The organism is Kitasatospora sp. MAA19 (assembly GCF_029894125.1).
In the GTDB taxonomy this organism is placed as follows: Bacteria; Actinomycetota; Actinomycetes; order Streptomycetales; family Streptomycetaceae; genus Kitasatospora.
In genome coordinates, this window is sequence record NZ_JARXYZ010000017.1 from 103,316 (window position 1) to 119,534 (window position 16,219).

Below are 16,219 nucleotides of genomic sequence, written 5' to 3' on the forward strand. Positions count from 1 at the left end.
GACCAGATGTACGGCGGAAGAACGGTTCGCAGGGCAACAAGTGGGAGCCGGGGTTCCGGCGCGGCCGACCCGTACGGACCGTCAGCAGTCGGACCTGGGGCGGTGGTTGCCGGTGGTCGGTTGTCGGCCGTCGTCGGAGCGGGTGGAGCGAGGCGGCCGCCCGGGACGCCTTCGCTCAGGCCAGGCGCAGCACCAGCTTGCCGGTGTTCTCCCCGCGGAACAGCATCCCGAGGACCTCCGGGAAGTCGTCCACCGTCCCCTCCACCACGTGCTCCTTGACCTTGATCCGGCCGTCCGCGATCCAGCCCGTGAGCTCCTTGGCCGCCTCCGGGTACCGGCGCGCGTAGTCGAACACCACGAAGCCCTCCATCCGGGCCCGCCGCACCAGCAGCGACAGGTAGTTGGAGGGGCCCTGAACGGCGGTCTCGGTGTTGTACTGGCTGATCGCCCCGCAGATCACCACCCGGGCGTGCATCGCGAGCCTGGTCAGCGCGGCGTCCAGGATGGCGCCGCCGACGTTGTCGAAGTACACGTCGATGCCGTCCGGGGCGTGGGTGCGCAGCGCCTTGCGGACGTCCTCCGAGCGGTAGTCGATCGCCGCGTCGAAGCCCAGCTCGCCGGTCAGCAGCGCGCACTTCTCGGGGCCGCCCGCGATGCCGACCACCCGGCAGCCCTTCACCTTGGCGATCTGCCCGACCATGGTGCCGACCGCCCCGGCGGCGCCGGAGACCACCACGGTCTCGCCCTCCTTCAGCGCCGCGACGTCCAGCAGCCCGAAGTAGGCCGTCATCCCGGGCAGGCCGAGCGCGCCGAGGTACGTGGACGGCGGCGCGAGCGCGGTGTCGATCTTCAGGGTGCCCTTGCCGTCCGAGACCACGTACTCCTGGACTCCGAAGGTCCCCACCACGTGGTCGCCGACCCGGTACTTCGGGTGGTTCGACTCGACGACCTCCACCACCGACCCGGCCCGCATCACCTCGCCCAGCGCCACCGGCGGAACGTACGACGGACGGTCGTCGAGCCACCCGCGCATCGCCGGGTCCAGCGAGATGTACCGCGTCCGCCCCACGAACTCCCCGGCCCCCGCCGCCCCCACCGGTTCCGCCCCGTGCGCCCAGTCCTCCGCCTGCACTTCCCCGACCGGCCGGCGGGCGAGGCGGATCTGACGGTTGATCGCGGTCATGGCGTCTCCTGTGGGCGTGCTCGGTCCTGCTCCGGACGCCTGATTCTAAGCAAGCGCTTAGTCATCTGGCCAGAACCCGCCCCGATCCCGTGTCCCGGGTGGTTCCCTGCCCGTACCGTGGGGGTTCGGACCGACCAGGGGCTCGCCTGTTCGAGTTGTCGTCGATCGGCACCGCTCCCTCCTCGGTGCGTTCCGGGCAACCGCCGGCTGAGGGCCCCGGCCGGTCAGCCGCGCCCGGTGGCCGGCTGCCAGCCGAGGGCGGGGCCGAGGCGGGTGGCGATGTCGGTGAGGATCTGGACGTAGTCCTCCCGGGCGAAGGTGAACGGCAGCGCGAAGGCGACCTCGTCGACCTCCCGGTACCCGGCGTGGGCCCGCAGCCGCTCGGCGATCTCCGCGGACGTGCCGACCAGGTCGGGCGCGAACACCATCCGGGCCGGGCCCTGCGGGGCGAGGGTGCGTGGGGTGCGGGCGAGGGCGTACGCCTCGTACCTGGCGCGCTGCTCGGGCGTGGCGCTGTCGGTGGGGATGACGACGAGCCCCTGGGAGACGCGGGCGCGCTCGCCGTCGGGGTGGTGGGCGCGGAAGGCGCGGATCTGGGCGAGCTGGATCTCGGCGAAGTCCTCGGACTCCTCGGCCTTGACGACGCTGCTGGTGAGCAGATTGAGCCCGTGTTCGCCGGCCCAGCGGGCGGAGCGCAGGCTGCCGGCGCCGTACCAGAGCCGGGCGGCCAGACCGGGGGAGTGCGGCTGGACCCGACGGGAGTACACCTCGATGCCCTCGGTGCCGGCGAAGTCGGAGGCGGGTTCGCCGCGGACGAGGTCGAGGAGGCGCTCGGCGCGGCGGGGGCTGAAGTCCTCGTGTTCGCCGGTGTCGGGGTAGAGCGCGCCGCGGACCCGGTCGTAGTGGGTGGGCGGGCCGACGCTGAACCCGGCGTTCATGCGGCCGCCGGACAGGACGTCGACGGTGGCGAGGTCCTCGGCGAGGCGCAGCGGGTTCTCCCAGCCGAGCGGGGTGACGGCGGTGCCGAGGTGGATCCGGCCGGTGCGCTGGGAGGCGGCGGCGAGGACGGCGATCGGGGAGGAGATGCCGTACTGGAGGTGGCGGTGGCGGAGCCAGGCGCTGTCGAAGCCGAGCTGCTCGCCGAGGACGATGAGGTCGAGGGTGGATTCGTGGCCCTGGCGGGGGTCGGCCTCGTCGAACAGCCCGATGGTCAGGAAGCCGAGTTTCCGCAGCGGTCGTGGGGTCGGCGGCATGGTGGGTGGCTCCGGGTGGTGTGAGGCGGCCCCCGGGAGGGCCGGGCGGGCCGGGTGGGCGGTGCCCTTCGAACGTACGCAGGTGGTTCGCGACCCCACAAGATCGGCGCGGGATCGGACATCCGCGTGTTACGCGGCGCAATCCCGGTTCACCGTCCTCGGCACCTGCCGTCCGGCCTCGCGCAGTGCGGCGGGCTCCGCCCGGGCGGAGCCCGCCGCGCCGTCGTCGGTCAGCAGCTGCGCAGCTCGGGGCTCTGGTTCCGGATCTGGTTCCGCAGCGAGGTGAACTCGCGGTAGGCGTCGCCGTCCTCGGTGCCGGGGCGGAACGCGCCGACGCGGTGGCAGTTGACGAAGGCGAGCTTGACGCCGAAGTGGCCCTCCAGGCTGCCGCGGATGGCGTTGCTGGCGAGCGCGCGCAGCAGCTGGGCGCGCTCCTCGTCGGTGGGCGTGGTGTTGTCGGTGGTGAACTCGGCCTCGGTGGAGCAGAGTTCGGTGCTGAGGCCGGCGACGACCTGGTAGGCGTAGGGGAGGGAGGCGCGGACGGTGTCGAGGAAGTCGGCCTCGCTGACCTGGCCGTGCTCGGCCTGGGCGAGGAGGGCGGGGGAGACGTCGAGCGACATGGGTGTCCTCTTTCGCGGTGTCTGGTTATCGAAGATGAAAACCATTGCAAGATGGACTGTCTTCGATGCCCGGACACCCTGTCAAGTGCCGTCCCCCGAAGGGCTGACGGGCGGCGCCTCCCGGCGGGCCGTGAGGACGAACAGGGCGATCGCCACCGCGAGCGCCGCGAACACCAGGCCCAGCTCGAACGCGTTGGAGATGCCGTGCACCAGCACCTCCGAGGAGTAGGGCGCCGGAAGCTTCCCGGTCGCCCCGAACTCGGCCGCCTGCTGCGGATCGGCCTGCCGCAGGAACGCGCCGACCTGCCGCCGGGTCTCGTTCCGGCTGGCCGTGCCGTACACCGTGACCAGGATCGACAGGCCCAGCGAGCCGCCCACCTGCTGGGTGGTGTTGAGCGTGCCGGTGGCCGCGCCGGTCTCGTGCGGGGCCACGTGGGAGACGGCGGTCAGCATCACCGGGACGAAGATCGAACCCATCCCGAAGCCGAACAGCAGGGTCGGGCCGAGGACCCCTCCGAGGTAGCCGGTGTCGACGTCGATCCGGGTGGACCACAGGACCCCGCCCAGCACCAGCAGCGAGCCCGCCACCAGGAAGGGCTTGGGACCGTACCGCAGCTGGTTGCGGGCGGCGAACTGGGCGGCGGTGACGATCGCCACGCTGATCGGCAGGAACGCGAAGCCGGCCCGCAGCGGGCTGAATCCGAGGATGTCCTGGACGAACAGCGTGATGAAGAAGAAGACGCTGAACATCGTCGCGGCGACGCAGAGCATCAGCCCGTAGGCACCGGCGCGGTTGCGGTCGCGGAACAGGTGCAGCGGGGTGATCGGCTGTGGCATCCGTCGCTCGGTGAACAGGAAGGCCGCCAGCAGCACCACGGCGAGGCTGAACGCGGTGAGCGTCACGGAGTCCGTCCAGCCGTGATCGGAGGCCCGGATGAAGCCGAGGACCAGCGAGACCATGCCCGCCGTGGCGGTGAACGCGTCGGCCAGGTCGAAGCGCCCGGGGCGCCGTTCGGACTCGTTGATGTACAGCGGCGCCAGCAGCGCGATCGCCAGGCCGATCGGCACGTTGACGAAGCGCACCCACCGCCAGGACAGCCAGGAGGTCAGCATGCCGCCGGCGAGCAGGCCGACGGCGCCGCCCGCCCCGGCGACGGCGGAGTAGACGCCGAAGGCGCGGTTGCGCGCCGGGCCCTCCTCGAAGTTGGTCGCGATCAGCGCGAGCGCGGTCGGCGAGGCGATGGCCCCGCCCGTGCCCTGCAGCGAGCGGGCCGCCAGCAGCCAGGCGGGGGAGGTGGCCAGGCCGCCGAGCAGCGAGGCGAAGCTGAACAGCAGGACACCGACCTGCTAATTCCGGACACCCCGCGACCGCGGGTGCCCGGCCCCGGGCGGTGGTTGCCGCTCGGGACCGGGCACGGTGCGATGGGTCGGCTCAGGAGCGCCGGGGGCTATGGCAGGGTCCACCGCTGGTTGGTGCCGCCGTTGCAGTCCCAGATCTCCAGCGGGGTGCCGTTGGCGGTGGCCGCCGCCGGGTCGTCGAGGCAGCGGCCGGACTGGGCGCTCTTCAGGGTGCCGTCCGGCTGGGGGAGCCACTGCTGGTTGGCGGCGCCGTTGCAGTCCCACAGCCCGACCGTGGTGCCGTTGACGGTGCCCTGGCCGGTGACGTCGAGGCACTTGCCGTTGTGGGTGAGGGTGCCGTTGGTGCGGGTCCACACCTGCTGGGCGCTGCCGTCGCAGGCCCACAGCTGCACGGCGGCGCCGCTGGTGCCGGCGGTGGGTCGGGCGCAGGTGCCGGGCAGGGCGGAGGCGATCGGGCCGGTGTGGGTGGCGGGAGTGCCGGGGGTGAGGGCGAAGTTGTCGAACTGGTCGGTCTGGTAGCCGGTCACGCCGAGGCCGGCGCGTCCGTTGGTGAAGCTGGCGTCGGTCGTGCTGCCCACGGCGGTGCCGTCGATGCTCGCGGTGAGCGTCGCGTTGTCCAGAGTGAGCGCGACGGTGTGCCAACGGCCGGTGCCGAGGGCGGTGGTGGTGCCGGAGGCGAGGGTGGTGAAGTTCCAGCGGGTGTCGCTCTTGTCGATGGACCAGGCGCCGGTGTCGCTGACCCGCAGGTGGTAGGCGTTCAGGCCGTTGTTGTTGCGGCCCTGCTGGTTGACCCGGCCGAGGAGTTCGACGGTGCTCGACTGCTCGAACAGGGTGTCGGCGGTGACGGTGTAGTTGGACCAGCTGCCGTCGCCCATCATCGTGTACGGGGCGTTGTACGGCTCGTCGGTCCAGTTGATCGGCCTGGTCGGGGCCATCTGGCGCAGGCAGGTGCCGGTGCGGCCGCCGCCGCAGGCGACGGTCTGGAAGGCGCCGTTCATGTCCGCGAAGTACTTCGGCGAGGTGGTCGTCGCGGGCGTCTCGAAGGTGTCCGCGTAGGGCAGCTTCATCGGCGCGGCGGGCGGCGGGGTGGCGGTGCCCTTGCCCTGTCCGGTGGTGGTGGTCACGGTGTAGACCCGGCCGGGCTGCAGGGTGAGGGTGTACGTGCCGTGGGCCGGGGTGACGTCCTGCTGGTGGACGAACCAGTCGGCGGAGTTGGTGGAGTTGAGGTCGGTGGACCAGACGTGGACCTTGCCGGTGGACAGGCCACCGGTGACGGTGAAGCTCGCGGTCTGGGCGGTGGTGGCGTCCATCGTCTCGATGACGGTGCTGTAGTCGCGGTTGTTCGCGCCCTTCAGCGTGACGTAGCTGCCGTTGGTGCGGGCGCCGCCGAGGTAGCCGCTCGCGGAGTCGATGTAGCGCCAACCGGGCTTGGTGAACTGGGTGGTGTGCGCGGTGACCCAGGTGGTCTTGCCGATCGTGTAGTTGCCGGACCAGGGCTGGTTGGCGATCGACATGCCGTCGGTGGAGAAGAACAGGTCGGGGTAGAGCGCGGCGATGACCGGCCAGTTGATGAACGAGGTCATCTTGCCGTCGAGGTAGCCGCGGTTGATCCCGCGCGCCACCGCCGGGGCGCCGCCGTCGGCGTCCTCGGAGCCGTTCTCGCTCGCCCACAGCGGCTTGCCGAGCGCCTGGGCGTTCGCCGGGCTGGGGCAGTTGCTGAAGTCGCTCATGTACCCGCAGGGGTAGTGGACGCCGACGATGTCGACGGCGTTCTTGAATGCCGGGTCGGTGGCCATGGCGTCGGCCACGTCCCAGGTGTCGTCGGCGGCGACGACCTTGGTGGCGCCGTAACCGCGTGCCACGAGCGTGCTCTTCAGGTTCTCGTACCAGGCCTTGTCGAAGCCGCGCTCGTTCCACCCGCCGAGGTAGGAGACGTTCAGGTGGTGTTGGGTGGCGCAGCCCATCCAGTCCATCAGGTAGTTGACGCTGTCCTGGGACCAGAAGTTGCCGCCGCTGCCGGTGTTGCCGATCCAGCCGGGGGCGCCCCAGGACAGGCCGTAGAACGTGATGTCGGGGTTGCGGGCCTTGGCCTGCTCGGCCAGCCACCACTCGTAGCCCTGGTGGCAGTCGACGGTGCCGCGGGTGTGCTCGATGCTGGGTTCGGCGCCGTCGGTGGAGTTGGTGTCGCCGCCGATCTCCAGCTTCAGCGTCTGCAGCGAGGCTCCGTAGCCGGGCTTGAACAGGTAGTCGAGCAGTTGGCTGCGCTGGGGCTCCGGATAGTCCACCAGCAGGCGGGAGTTGCCGCCGCCGCCGGAGATGGCGCCGACGCCGTCGAAGGTGAGGCCCGGCTTGGCGCCGTCGATGGTGACGGCGGTGGGGGTGGCGGCCTGGGCGGCCGACGGCGCGGTCAGGCCGCCCAGCGCGCCGGCGAGGACGAGCGCCGCGCTCAGGGCGGTGCGCCAGGTCGATGACAGGTGTTGACGGCCCATGGGCGTCTCCTGGGTGTGGGGAGGGGTGGCGGTCCGTGCCGGGCGCCCGCAGGCGCCCGGCACGACGTGGGGGCAGGGGCTTCGCCGGTCCCGTTACGAGACGGTCCACTCCTGGTTGGCCCGGCCGGTGCCGCAGGTCCACTGGACGACCTGGGCTCCGTCGGCCGTCGAGGCGCCCGTGACGTCCAGGCACTTGCCGCTGTTGGCCGACACCAGCTGAACGCGGGCCCCGGTGGCCGGGACGGGGGTCCACTGCTGGTTGGCCTTGCCGGTGCCGCAGGTCCACTGGACGACCTGGGCCCCGTCAGCGGTGGACGCGCCCGTGACGTCCAGGCACTTGCCGCTGTTGGCCGACACCAGCTGGACGGTGCCGGTTCCGGCGACCGGGACGAGAGTCCACTGCTGGTTGGCCTTGCCGGTGCCGCAGGTCCACTGGACGACCTGGGCTCCGTCAGCGGTGGACGCGCCCGTGACGTCCAGGCACTTGCCGCTGTTGGCGCTGGTCACGGTGTGGGTGGCCGGTGCGGCCAGCGGCGTCACGGTGGTGTTGGCGAAATCGGCGTGCTGGAAGCCGCCGACTCCCAGGCCGATCTGCCCGACGAGGTGGGAGGCGTCGGCGACCGAGGCGACCTGCGTGTGGTCGATCGACGCGGTGATGTTCTGGCCCTGCACGGCCAGTGTGAGGTTGTGCCAGGTGCCGGCCCCGGCGCCGGGGTAGCTGCCGCTCGCCAGCACGGTGTCGGCTCCGGCGCGGTCCTCGGTGAACAGGCTCCAGGCGCCGGTGTCGTCGATCTTCAGGTGGTAGCCGGAGCGGTCGTGGTCGACGTGGTCGATGCGGCCGAGCAGTTCGGCGGAGGTGCCGGCCTGTTCGAGGACGACGTCGGTGCTCGCCTGGTAGTGCGCCCGGGACGGGTCGCCCAGGAGGGTGAGCGGGGTGTAGTTCATGTCGTCGTGCCACGGGATGGGCGCCCGGGTGATCACCTGGCGCAGGCACATCGGGGTGGTCGCCCCGGTCGGGCAGGGCGCGGTCTCGAAGGCGCCGGCCCAGTCGTGGAAGTAGCGGGCGGTGGCACCGGCGGGGTATCCGCTGAGGTCGGCCCGGTAGGGCAGCGGCATCGCGGTGGACGGGGGTGCCGCGGCGGTGCCCTTGCCCTGGCCGGTGGTGGTGGTCACCGTGTAGACGTAACCGGGCTGCACGGTGAGGGAGTACGAACCGCCCTTCGGCGTCAGGTCCTGGGTGTGGACGAACCACCTCGACGGGTCGGTGGAGTTCATGTCGGTGGCCCAGACGTGCACCGGGCCGGTGGACAGGCCGCCGGCGACCTTGACGTTGACGGTCTGCGCGGCGGTGGCGTCGGTGGACTCGATGACCGTGCTGTAGTCCCGGCCGGACTTGAGCGTGATGTAACTCCCGCTGTGCGGGTCGCCGTTGGCGCCGGCACCGGCGAGGTAGCCGCTGGAGGCGTCCAGGTACTGCCAGCCGGGCTTGGCGAACTGCGTGGTGTGCGCCATCACCCAGATGTCGCGGCCCACCGCGTAGTTGCCGGACCAGGGCTGGTCGGCGGCCATCAGGCCGGCGCCCGCGTAGGGCAGCTCCGAGGGCCAGGAGCTGACCAGCGCCCACTTGATGTCCGAGGTGATCCGGGCGTCGAGGTACTCGCGGTTGACGTTGCGGGCCAGGGCGGCCGGGTCGGCTCCGTAGCTGTCGTTGTCGTCCTCGGAGGCCCACAGCTTCTTGCCCAGCCCGGTCGCGGTGCTGCTGCCCGGACAGGCCGTGTAGACCGGGGTCGAGTGCCAGCAGGTGCCGTGCAGGCCGATGACGCCGACGGCCTTGGCGAAGGCGGGGTCGCTCGCCATGTCCGCGGCGATCGACCAGTGCTCGTCGTCGCTGTCGGAAGCGACCAGGACGGTGTCCTGGTGGCCGTGGCCGTCCAGGTCGGCACGCAGCTTCTCGAACCAGGCCTTGTCGTAACCGCGTTCGTTCCAGCCGCCGAGGTAGCCGACGTTCAGTCCGTGGCTCCGGGCGCACCCGAGCCAGGACTCCAGGTAGGTGATGTTGTCTTGCGACCAGATTCCGCCGTTCAACCAGCCCGGCGCGGCCCACTCCAGGCCGTAGAAGGTGATCCCGGGGTTGCGGGCCTTGGCCTGCTCCATGAGCCACCACTCGTAGCCCCGATTGCAGTCGACCTCGGTGGGGGTGCGCATGTGGGACGGCTCGGGGCCGTCGGAGGAGTTGGCGTCGCCGCCGATCTCCACCTTCAGCGTCTGCAGCGAGGCGCCGTAGCCGGGCTTGAAGAGGTAGTCCAGGACCTGGCTGCGCTGGGGCTCGGGGTAGTCGACCAGCAACCGCGAGGTGGCCCCGCCGCCGCTGATCGCGCCGAGACCGTCGAACGCCCGTCCTGGTGAGGAGCCGTCGAGCGTCACGGACTGGCCGGCCGTCGCCGGGGCCGGTGCCGCAACCGCCGCCGGCGAGGACATGAGGGTGGTTGCGATGCCCAGGGCGAACGTCGCCATCGCGGTGATCCCTCTGCGCAGTGGGTGGGGAGGTTTTCTCATCGACTACTCCTGTCCTGCGGCTCTGGCGGCATGTGTGCGGGGGTGGCAGGACTCGGGCCGCGGACGGTCGGCTGGCCGGGGCAGCGAGCGCTGTCGGGTGCATGCCGGAACACCGGGCAGGAGCGTAGACCCAACGTCCAACATTAATCAACAATTTGGCATTAAATTCAACGTCGTTGAGCAACGGCAGGGTGCTCCGCCGCACGCCCGGACGCCGCGCCGGGCGGCCCGTCGCGCGACGGGCGCCCAGGCGCGGACCGGCCGTCTGTATGTGCTCCCACCTCGTGCTATTGACGCCGCGCCGACCTTGCCCGAAGCTGTCCGGGGCAACACCTTGCCGGCCGGTAGGAAGTGCTGGGACGGCCCGTCCGGACCGCCCCCGATCAGGGCAATCGCCAGGACGGCACCGAACGTGCAAGGCCGCCTCGTTGCACATCCCCCGGGAGGGGTACGGGCCGCCCTCGAGCGCGTGCGCGACCTTTCGGTCCGTCAACTCTCATGTACAACAGGGACTCTGAATGGACATAACAAGAGGGTCTCGAAACTTCCCGGTTGGGAACATGGGCTTGACTCGGGCCTGGATCCAGGCGCTTCCTGTGCTTCGTCGCGTTTGATTGCGACGCTTTCTGATCGGTTGTGTTGCTTCTAGCTGGTCGGTCCCACACCAGGAGTCCCCACCATGCGCCTCTCCCTCCGCGGCCTCCTGGCCCCGACCGCCGCGTTGAGCCTGGCCACCGTCCTCGGGCTGGCCGCGTGCTCGACCGGACAGGCGTCCTCGAACACTGCCGACGCGCCGGTGGCGCCGGCCTCCGGCAAGATCTCGATCACCTACCTGCAGAAGTAGGGGGACCGGTAGTACTTCGTGGACGAGGCCGCGGGGGCGAAGGCCAAGGCGGCCGAGCTGGGCGCCGATCTGAAGGTCGTGAACCTCGGCAACGACGCGAACAAGACGGTCAGCGAGGTCCAGTCCGCGATCGCGCGGAAGAGCGACGGCCTGATCATCGTGGTGCCGGACCCGGCGGTCGGCCAGCAGGTGGTCCAGACGGCCCGGGACGCCAGGGCTGCGCTGCTCACCGCGGACGACCAGGTCTGCGCGAGCGGGCCGTCCCCGGCGCAGTGCGCCGCGTCCGACCTGGTGCCCCGGATCGGCTTCTCCGGCCGGCAGATGGGCCGGCGGGTCGGCCAGCGCGCCGCGGAGGAGTTCAAGAAGGCCGGCTGGAACCCGGCGGACACCCGGATCATCTCCGCGTGGAAGCAGGACGTCACCGTCTTCGGGGACCGGGTGAAGGCCGCCAAGGACGCCTTCGACCAGGGCCGTGCCGGGAGCGCTTATGACAACATCATTGACGTGTTAACGCCGCCGCCGGTTTGATGGCTCGCATTCCCCCACACGTGCACTTCCCCACACGTGCACCCCCACAGCCAAGGCGGTGATCTGTTGGCATCGACGGAGAAGGCCACGGGCAGCGGTCCGAGACCGGACGCGAGCAGCGGCCCCGGAGCGGATACGAGCAGCGGCCCCGGAACGGACCCGGGCGGCGGTCCGGGAGCGGACCCGAGCAGCGCCCACGTCACCATGCCCCAGTCCCTCGGCCTGCTGGACGGGGCGGTGATCGCCGCCTCCAGTACGGCCGCCACCAGCAGCATCGGCATCGGCCTGGGGCTGATGGCCGGCATCGTCGGCCTGCACCTGCCGGCGATCATGCTGCTGGCCTTCCTGCCGGTGCTCGCCATCGCCGGCGGGTACGGGCGGCTGAACGCGGTCGACCCGGACGCGGGCAGCAGTTATCGGTGGGTCGGCCGCACGCTCAGCCCCTGGCTGGGCTTCCTCACCGGGTGGGTGAACACCGTGGGGACCGTGGTCTTCATGGCGTACACCACCACCGTCACCGGCTCCTCGATCATCCAGCTGCTCGACCAGGCGCACCTGCGCAGCGTCGCCGGGCTCCGGCTGGACGCGGACTCGACCGCCCAGTGCACGCTGCTCGGCCTGGTCGTCCTGGTGGGCGCGGCGCTGGTCGCGGTCCGGGGGCTGGATCTGGCGGCCCGGCTGCAGAAGGCGCTGCTGGTGTTCGAGTACGCGGTGCTGCTCGGCTTCTGCGGGTACGGGCTGTTCGCTGGCGACCAACCGTTCTCGCTGCAGTGGTTCAACCCCTTCGACATCCCGTCCTTCGGCGCGGTGGCGCAGGGCATGGTGCTGGCCGTGTTCTGCTACTGGGGCTTCGAGTCGGTGTTCAGCGTCGGCGAGGAGGTACGGAACCCGCGGGACGCGTCCCGCGGCGGCCTGCTGGCCCTGGTGGTGATGCTGCTGATGTTCCTGCTCGCCGGTACGGCCTTCCAACGGGTGCTGCCGATCGACGAGTTGGCCGACAACGGCGCGCACGGCCTCACCTACTTCGGCGCGAAGCTGGCCCACCAGCCGCTGGCCGCACTGCCGTTGATCGCGCTGATGTTCTCCGCCGTGGCCTCGCTGCAGTCCTCGGTGATCCCGACCGCCCGCGGGCTGTACGCGATGGGGCGCGACCAGGTGCTCGGCCCGGTCTGGACCCGGCTGCACCCCAAGCACTCCACCCCCGCCGTCGGCACGCTGCTGATCACCGGCATCGCGGTGGTCCTGGCCCTGGGGTCGCTCGCCATCCCGACCGTCGGCGACCTGATCTCGGCCTCCGTCAACGCGATCGGCATCGTCGTCGCCCTCTACTACGCGCTGACGGCCGTCGCCGCCGCCGTCCAGTTCCGCCACCTGCTGCGCACCAGCCCGCTGGAGGGGCTGCGCGCGGTGGTCCTCCCGCTGCTGGGCGCGGCGGCGCTGCTCGCGGTCGGCGGCTACCTGGCCTGGAGCTTCTACGACTCCGCCGACCACTTCGAACTGGCCGCCGACAACGGGTGGTTCGAGCTGTCCGTGCCGGTACTGATGATCGTGAGCGGACTGCCGGCGGCCGCCTGGGCCCGCTGGCGGAGGCGCTCACCGTACTTCCTGCACGACGCGCACTGAGAAAAACCAGGGAACGGAGCACCACCCATGACCAAGGCCGATCTGGTCTTCACCCACGGCCCCGTGCACACCGGCGACGCCGCCCGCACCCGGGCGACCGGCCTGGCCGTGACCGACGGGCGGATCACCGCCGTCGGGCACGACGAGGTCCGGGAGCTGATCGGGCCGGGAACCGAGGTCGTGGACCTCGCCGGCAAGCTGCTGCTGCCGGGCTTCCAGGACGCACACATCCACGCGGTGTACGGCGGAACGGAGTTGGCCGCCTGCGACCTGACCGGGACGATCGGCGTCGCCGACTACCTGGAGCGCGTCCGCGCCTACGCCGAGGCCAATCCCGGGCTGGAGTGGATCACCGGCAGCGGCTGGTCGATGGAGAGCTTCGACGGTGGCCTGCCGACCCGGCAGCTGCTCGACTCCGCCGTCCCCGACCGCCCGGTGTACCTCACCAACCGCGACCACCACGGCGCCTGGGCCAACACCCGGGCCCTGGAACTCGCCGGCCTCACCCGGGACACCCCCGACCCGGCCGACGGGCGGATCGAGCGCGAGGCCGACGGCACCCCGAGCGGCACGCTCCAGGAGGGCGCCACCACCCTGGTCGCCCGGCTGATCCCGCCCGCCACCGCCGCCGACCGGCTGGACGGGCTGCTGCGCGCCCAGCGGCTGCTGCACTCGCTCGGCATCACCGGCTGGCAGGACGCGCTGCTCGGCGAGTTCAACGGCCAGCCGGACCCCTCCGACGCCTACCTGACGGCCGCCCGCTCCGGCGCGCTCACCGCCCGGGTGACCGGCGCGCTCTGGTGGGACCGCGACCGGGGCGCCGAGCAGATCCCCGAACTCGTCGACCGGCGAGCGAAGTCGGGCCACGGACGGTTCCGGGCCGGCTCGGTGAAGATCATGCAGGACGGCATCGCGGAGAACTTCACCGCCGCGATGACCAGCCCCTACCTGGACGGCTGCGGCTGCGCCACCGCCAACTCCGGCCTCAGCTTCGTCGATCCGACCGCGCTGCGCGGGTACGTCACCGAACTGGACGCGCTCGGCTTCCAGGTGCACTTCCACGCGCTCGGCGACCGGGCCGTCCGCGAGGCGCTGGACGCGATCGAGGCCGCCCGCGCCGCGAACGGCCGGCGCGACACCCGCCACCACCTGGCCCACCTCCAGGTGGTCCACCCGGACGACCTGCCGCGCTTCGCGCGACTCGGTGCGGTCGCCAACATCCAGCCGCTGTGGGCCGCCCACGAACCGCAGATGGACGAGCTGACCATCCCCTTCCTCGGCCCCGAGCGCGCCGCCTGGCAGTACCCGTTCGGCGCCCTCCAGCGCGCGGGCGCCACCCTGGCGGCGGGCAGCGACTGGCCGGTGAGCAGCCCGGACCCGCTGGCCGGCCTGCACGTGGCCGTCAACCGGATGGAGCCGGAGGCCACCGACGGCCGGGTTTTCCTGCCCGAGCAGCGGCTCGACCTGGCCTCCGCCATCGCCGCGTACACGGCCGGGACCGCGTACGTGAACGGGCACGACGACGCGGGCACGCTCACCCCCGGACACCTGGCCGACCTCGTCGTCCTCGACCGGGACATCCTCACCGCCCCCGCCGAGGAGATCGCCGACGCCCGGGTGCTGCGCACCTACGTCGGGGGAGAGCTCGTCCACACGGCCGACTGACCGCCGTGCCGCCGCGACCGGGCCGTCTCCACACGGAGGCGGCCCGGTCGGCGTGCACCTCGACGGACCCGGCCGCCGCCGGCCCGACCGTCGACGGGTGTCAGCTGTCCGGGTCGGGGTCCGTCGCCCGCAGGCGGGCCTCGGCGGCGTCGAGGAGCAGTTCGAGGGCGTACGGGTAGCCGCTGCGGCGCATGTCGGCGGCGAGCAGGTGGGCGGTGGCGGCGATGCGCGGGTGGGTGGTGGCGTCGAGGCGGGCGTAGGAGGCCTGCCAGACCCGCAGGTCCGCGGCCTGGGCGGCGGCGGGCAGGGCGAGGGCGGCGGCGTCGAGGACCGCGAAGCCGAGGCTCTGGTCGACGAAGGCGTGGTAGACGCGGACGGCCTCGGGATCCGGGAAGCCGGCGGTGCGCAGGACGCCCAGGATGGCCTCGACGGCCGCGATCTCGTGGGCGCGGCCGGTGGTGCGGTGGGCGGCGAGCAGGGCGGCCTGGGGATGGGCCTGGTAGTTGGCGTGGATGCGCAGGCCGATGGCACGCAGGTCCGCCCGCCAGTCGCCGGTGGGCTGCCAACCGTGCTGGGCGCGGCCGACGAGCTCGTCGGCGACGGCGAGCAGCAGGTCGTCCGTGTTGCGGAAGTACCGGTAGACGGCGCTGGGATCGGCGCCGAGGGCGGCACCGAGCCGCCGGACGGTGAGCGCGTCGGCGCCGTGCTGCCCGACCAGCCGCAGCGCCGTGTCGACGATCAGCTCGGTGGAGAGGACGACACCCTGCTTGGTGGGCCGCCGACGCCTCCGCCGGGGCTCGGGGACTACACGATCGCTCATCCGGGCAGACTATGACAACGTCCTTGACGTAGGAAGGGGGATCAGCGCTCCGCCACCCCGTGCGCGCCCTGCTCCTCCTCGTCGGGGAGCCGCTGCGCGACGAGCACGGCGACGTCGTCGTCGAGGGCGGCACCGTTGTAGGCGAGCAGATCCTGGTGCAGGTGGTTCAAGAGCTCGCGTGGCGGTAGCGCGGTCCAGGCGCGAACGCGCTCGGTGAGCGGGTAGAAGGCCCCGGTGCGGTCGCGGGTCTCGGTCACGCCGTCGGTGTACAGCAACAGCTGGTCGCCCGGGCGGAAGGGCTCCACGTCGACGTGGTAGTCGCCGCCGAGCAGCACACCGAGGTTGAGGGGCGGTGACGGATCGCGCGGGGCCAGTTCGGTGACCCGGCCCCGGTCGATGAGCAGTGGAGGGGGGTGACCGCAGTTGACGATGCGGACCACGGGCTCGTCGCCGGGAATCTCGGCGAGCACCGTGGTGATGAAGCGTTCCTCGCTGCCGGGGAGCTGATCGGCTCGGCGGCTCATGCTCCGCTCCAGTCTGCGCGCTATCGCGGGCAGATCGGGCTCGTCGTAGGCGGCCTCGCGGAAGGCGGCCAGCATCGTCGCGGCCGTCTCCACCGCGAGCAGGCCCTTGCCCCGGACATCGCCGATCAGCAGGCGCACACCGTGCGCGGTGTTCATCGCCTCGAAGAGGTCGCCGCCGATCCGGGCCTCCGCGGCCGCCGACAGGTACAGGGTTTCGAGGCTGACGCGGCCCAGGAGGTGGGGCACCGGGCGCAGCAACACGCGCTGCGCCGTCTCGGCCACCGAGCGCACGGTGGCCAGGGTGCGCTCCCGCCGCGTCCGGTGGGCCGCCAGCAGGGCGCCCAGCGCCCCGACCAGCGCCGTGGAGATGTAGGTGAACACGTAGCTGCGCTCCCACAGATAGCCCACGGTGCGGCCCGCACAGCACGGAGTCCCCGCCAGGACGCCTTCGAGGACCACGGCGAACACCGTGACGGCGCCGACGAAGGCGGGACCGTGGGCGTAGGCGGCGACGACGGGCAGGGCGATGAGCAGGAAGCTCACCGGCCACTCCACGGGAGTGATCGGTTCCAGCGCCAGGATGGCCGCGCCGTAGATGGCCGGCAGCCAGCGAATCCAGGCCGGAGGCGCGGGCACCTGCGGCTCCGTGCCGCCCGGCTCCGTTGCACTGTGCCGGTCCGGCCCACCGCGGTGGAGGAGCCTCACCGCTCGCTCCGATGGCGGGCGCCATCCGGTTCGCGATCCGCCTGTACACC

At 71.9% G+C, this 16,219-nt stretch carries 11 protein-coding genes and 1 pseudogene; 4 read left to right on the forward strand and 8 right to left on the reverse strand.

From position 1 onward, the window contains the following. Positions 1-175 precede the first annotated feature (175 nt). The 6 genes and pseudogenes from P3T27_RS24655 to P3T27_RS24680 all read right to left on the reverse strand — a co-directional run bounded on the left by P3T27_RS24655 (position 176) and on the right by P3T27_RS24680 (position 9,460). Positions 176-1,183 (reverse strand): NADP-dependent oxidoreductase, encoded by a 1,008-nt coding sequence (locus tag P3T27_RS24655; protein WP_280682044.1) that lies wholly within the window; start codon positions 1,181-1,183, stop codon positions 176-178. A gap of 224 nt (positions 1,184-1,407) precedes the next feature. Next, complete coding sequence (locus tag P3T27_RS24660) at positions 1,408-2,436, reverse strand: LLM class flavin-dependent oxidoreductase (RefSeq protein ID WP_280682046.1); 1,029 nt, start codon at positions 2,434-2,436, stop codon at positions 1,408-1,410. A 230-nt stretch (positions 2,437-2,666) separates the two neighbouring features. Continuing rightward, positions 2,667-3,056: an SCO5389 family protein gene (locus P3T27_RS24665; protein ID WP_280682048.1), complete on the reverse strand. Its 390-nt coding sequence runs from the start codon at positions 3,054-3,056 to the stop codon at positions 2,667-2,669. 81 nt (positions 3,057-3,137) lie between these two features. Continuing rightward, positions 3,138-4,397: pseudogene (locus P3T27_RS24670) on the reverse strand (MFS transporter); the annotation flags it as partial. A 107-nt stretch (positions 4,398-4,504) separates the two neighbouring features. Then, positions 4,505-6,904: a ricin-type beta-trefoil lectin domain protein gene (locus P3T27_RS24675; RefSeq protein WP_280682050.1), complete on the reverse strand. Its 2,400-nt coding sequence runs from the start codon at positions 6,902-6,904 to the stop codon at positions 4,505-4,507. A gap of 93 nt (positions 6,905-6,997) precedes the next feature. After that, positions 6,998-9,460: an RICIN domain-containing protein gene (locus P3T27_RS24680; RefSeq protein WP_280682052.1), complete on the reverse strand. Its 2,463-nt coding sequence runs from the start codon at positions 9,458-9,460 to the stop codon at positions 6,998-7,000. Positions 9,461-10,139: 679 nt separating this feature from the next. Between P3T27_RS24680 and P3T27_RS24685 the strand changes: the two genes are divergently transcribed. The 4 genes from P3T27_RS24685 to P3T27_RS24700 all read left to right on the forward strand — a co-directional run bounded on the left by P3T27_RS24685 (position 10,140) and on the right by P3T27_RS24700 (position 14,120). Then, entirely contained in the window at positions 10,140-10,304 is a 165-nt protein-coding gene (locus P3T27_RS24685; protein WP_280682057.1) for a hypothetical protein, read from the forward strand. A gap of 18 nt (positions 10,305-10,322) precedes the next feature. After that, entirely contained in the window at positions 10,323-10,832 is a 510-nt protein-coding gene (locus tag P3T27_RS24690) for a substrate-binding domain-containing protein (RefSeq protein WP_280682059.1), read from the forward strand. A gap of 204 nt (positions 10,833-11,036) precedes the next feature. Beyond that, positions 11,037-12,455, forward strand: coding sequence for an APC family permease (locus P3T27_RS24695; RefSeq protein ID WP_280682066.1), 1,419 nt, complete (start codon positions 11,037-11,039; stop codon positions 12,453-12,455). Positions 12,456-12,482: 27 nt separating this feature from the next. Then, entirely contained in the window at positions 12,483-14,120 is a 1,638-nt protein-coding gene (locus P3T27_RS24700; protein WP_280682068.1) for an amidohydrolase, read from the forward strand. Between the two features lie 100 nt (positions 14,121-14,220). On the opposite strand, the gene P3T27_RS24705 is transcribed toward P3T27_RS24700, so the two are convergent. Both P3T27_RS24705 and P3T27_RS24710 read right to left on the reverse strand, forming a co-directional pair. After that, entirely contained in the window at positions 14,221-14,940 is a 720-nt protein-coding gene (locus P3T27_RS24705) for a TetR/AcrR family transcriptional regulator (RefSeq protein WP_280682070.1), read from the reverse strand. 41 nt (positions 14,941-14,981) lie between these two features. Then, positions 14,982-16,100, reverse strand: a complete 1,119-nt coding sequence (locus P3T27_RS24710; protein WP_280682072.1) for a PP2C family protein-serine/threonine phosphatase — start codon at positions 16,098-16,100, stop codon at positions 14,982-14,984. Positions 16,101-16,219 lie beyond the last annotated feature (119 nt).

Excerpts from the sequence above, each read along its gene's own strand:
- P3T27_RS24655 (WP_280682044.1), bottom strand. The coding sequence starts at position 1,183 with ATGACCGCGATCAACCGTCAGATCCGCCTCGCCCGCCGGCCGGTCGGG.
- P3T27_RS24660 (WP_280682046.1), bottom strand. The coding sequence starts at position 2,436 with ATGCCGCCGACCCCACGACCGCTGCGGAAACTCGGCTTCCTGACCATC.
- P3T27_RS24665 (WP_280682048.1), bottom strand. The coding sequence starts at position 3,056 with ATGTCGCTCGACGTCTCCCCCGCCCTCCTCGCCCAGGCCGAGCACGGC.
- P3T27_RS24675 (WP_280682050.1), bottom strand. The coding sequence starts at position 6,904 with ATGGGCCGTCAACACCTGTCATCGACCTGGCGCACCGCCCTGAGCGCG.
- P3T27_RS24680 (WP_280682052.1), bottom strand. The coding sequence starts at position 9,460 with ATGAGAAAACCTCCCCACCCACTGCGCAGAGGGATCACCGCGATGGCG.
- P3T27_RS24685 (WP_280682057.1), top strand. The coding sequence starts at position 10,140 with ATGCGCCTCTCCCTCCGCGGCCTCCTGGCCCCGACCGCCGCGTTGAGC.
- P3T27_RS24695 (WP_280682066.1), top strand. The coding sequence starts at position 11,037 with ATGCCCCAGTCCCTCGGCCTGCTGGACGGGGCGGTGATCGCCGCCTCC.
- P3T27_RS24700 (WP_280682068.1), top strand. The coding sequence starts at position 12,483 with ATGACCAAGGCCGATCTGGTCTTCACCCACGGCCCCGTGCACACCGGC.
- P3T27_RS24705 (WP_280682070.1), bottom strand. The coding sequence starts at position 14,940 with ATGAGCGATCGTGTAGTCCCCGAGCCCCGGCGGAGGCGTCGGCGGCCC.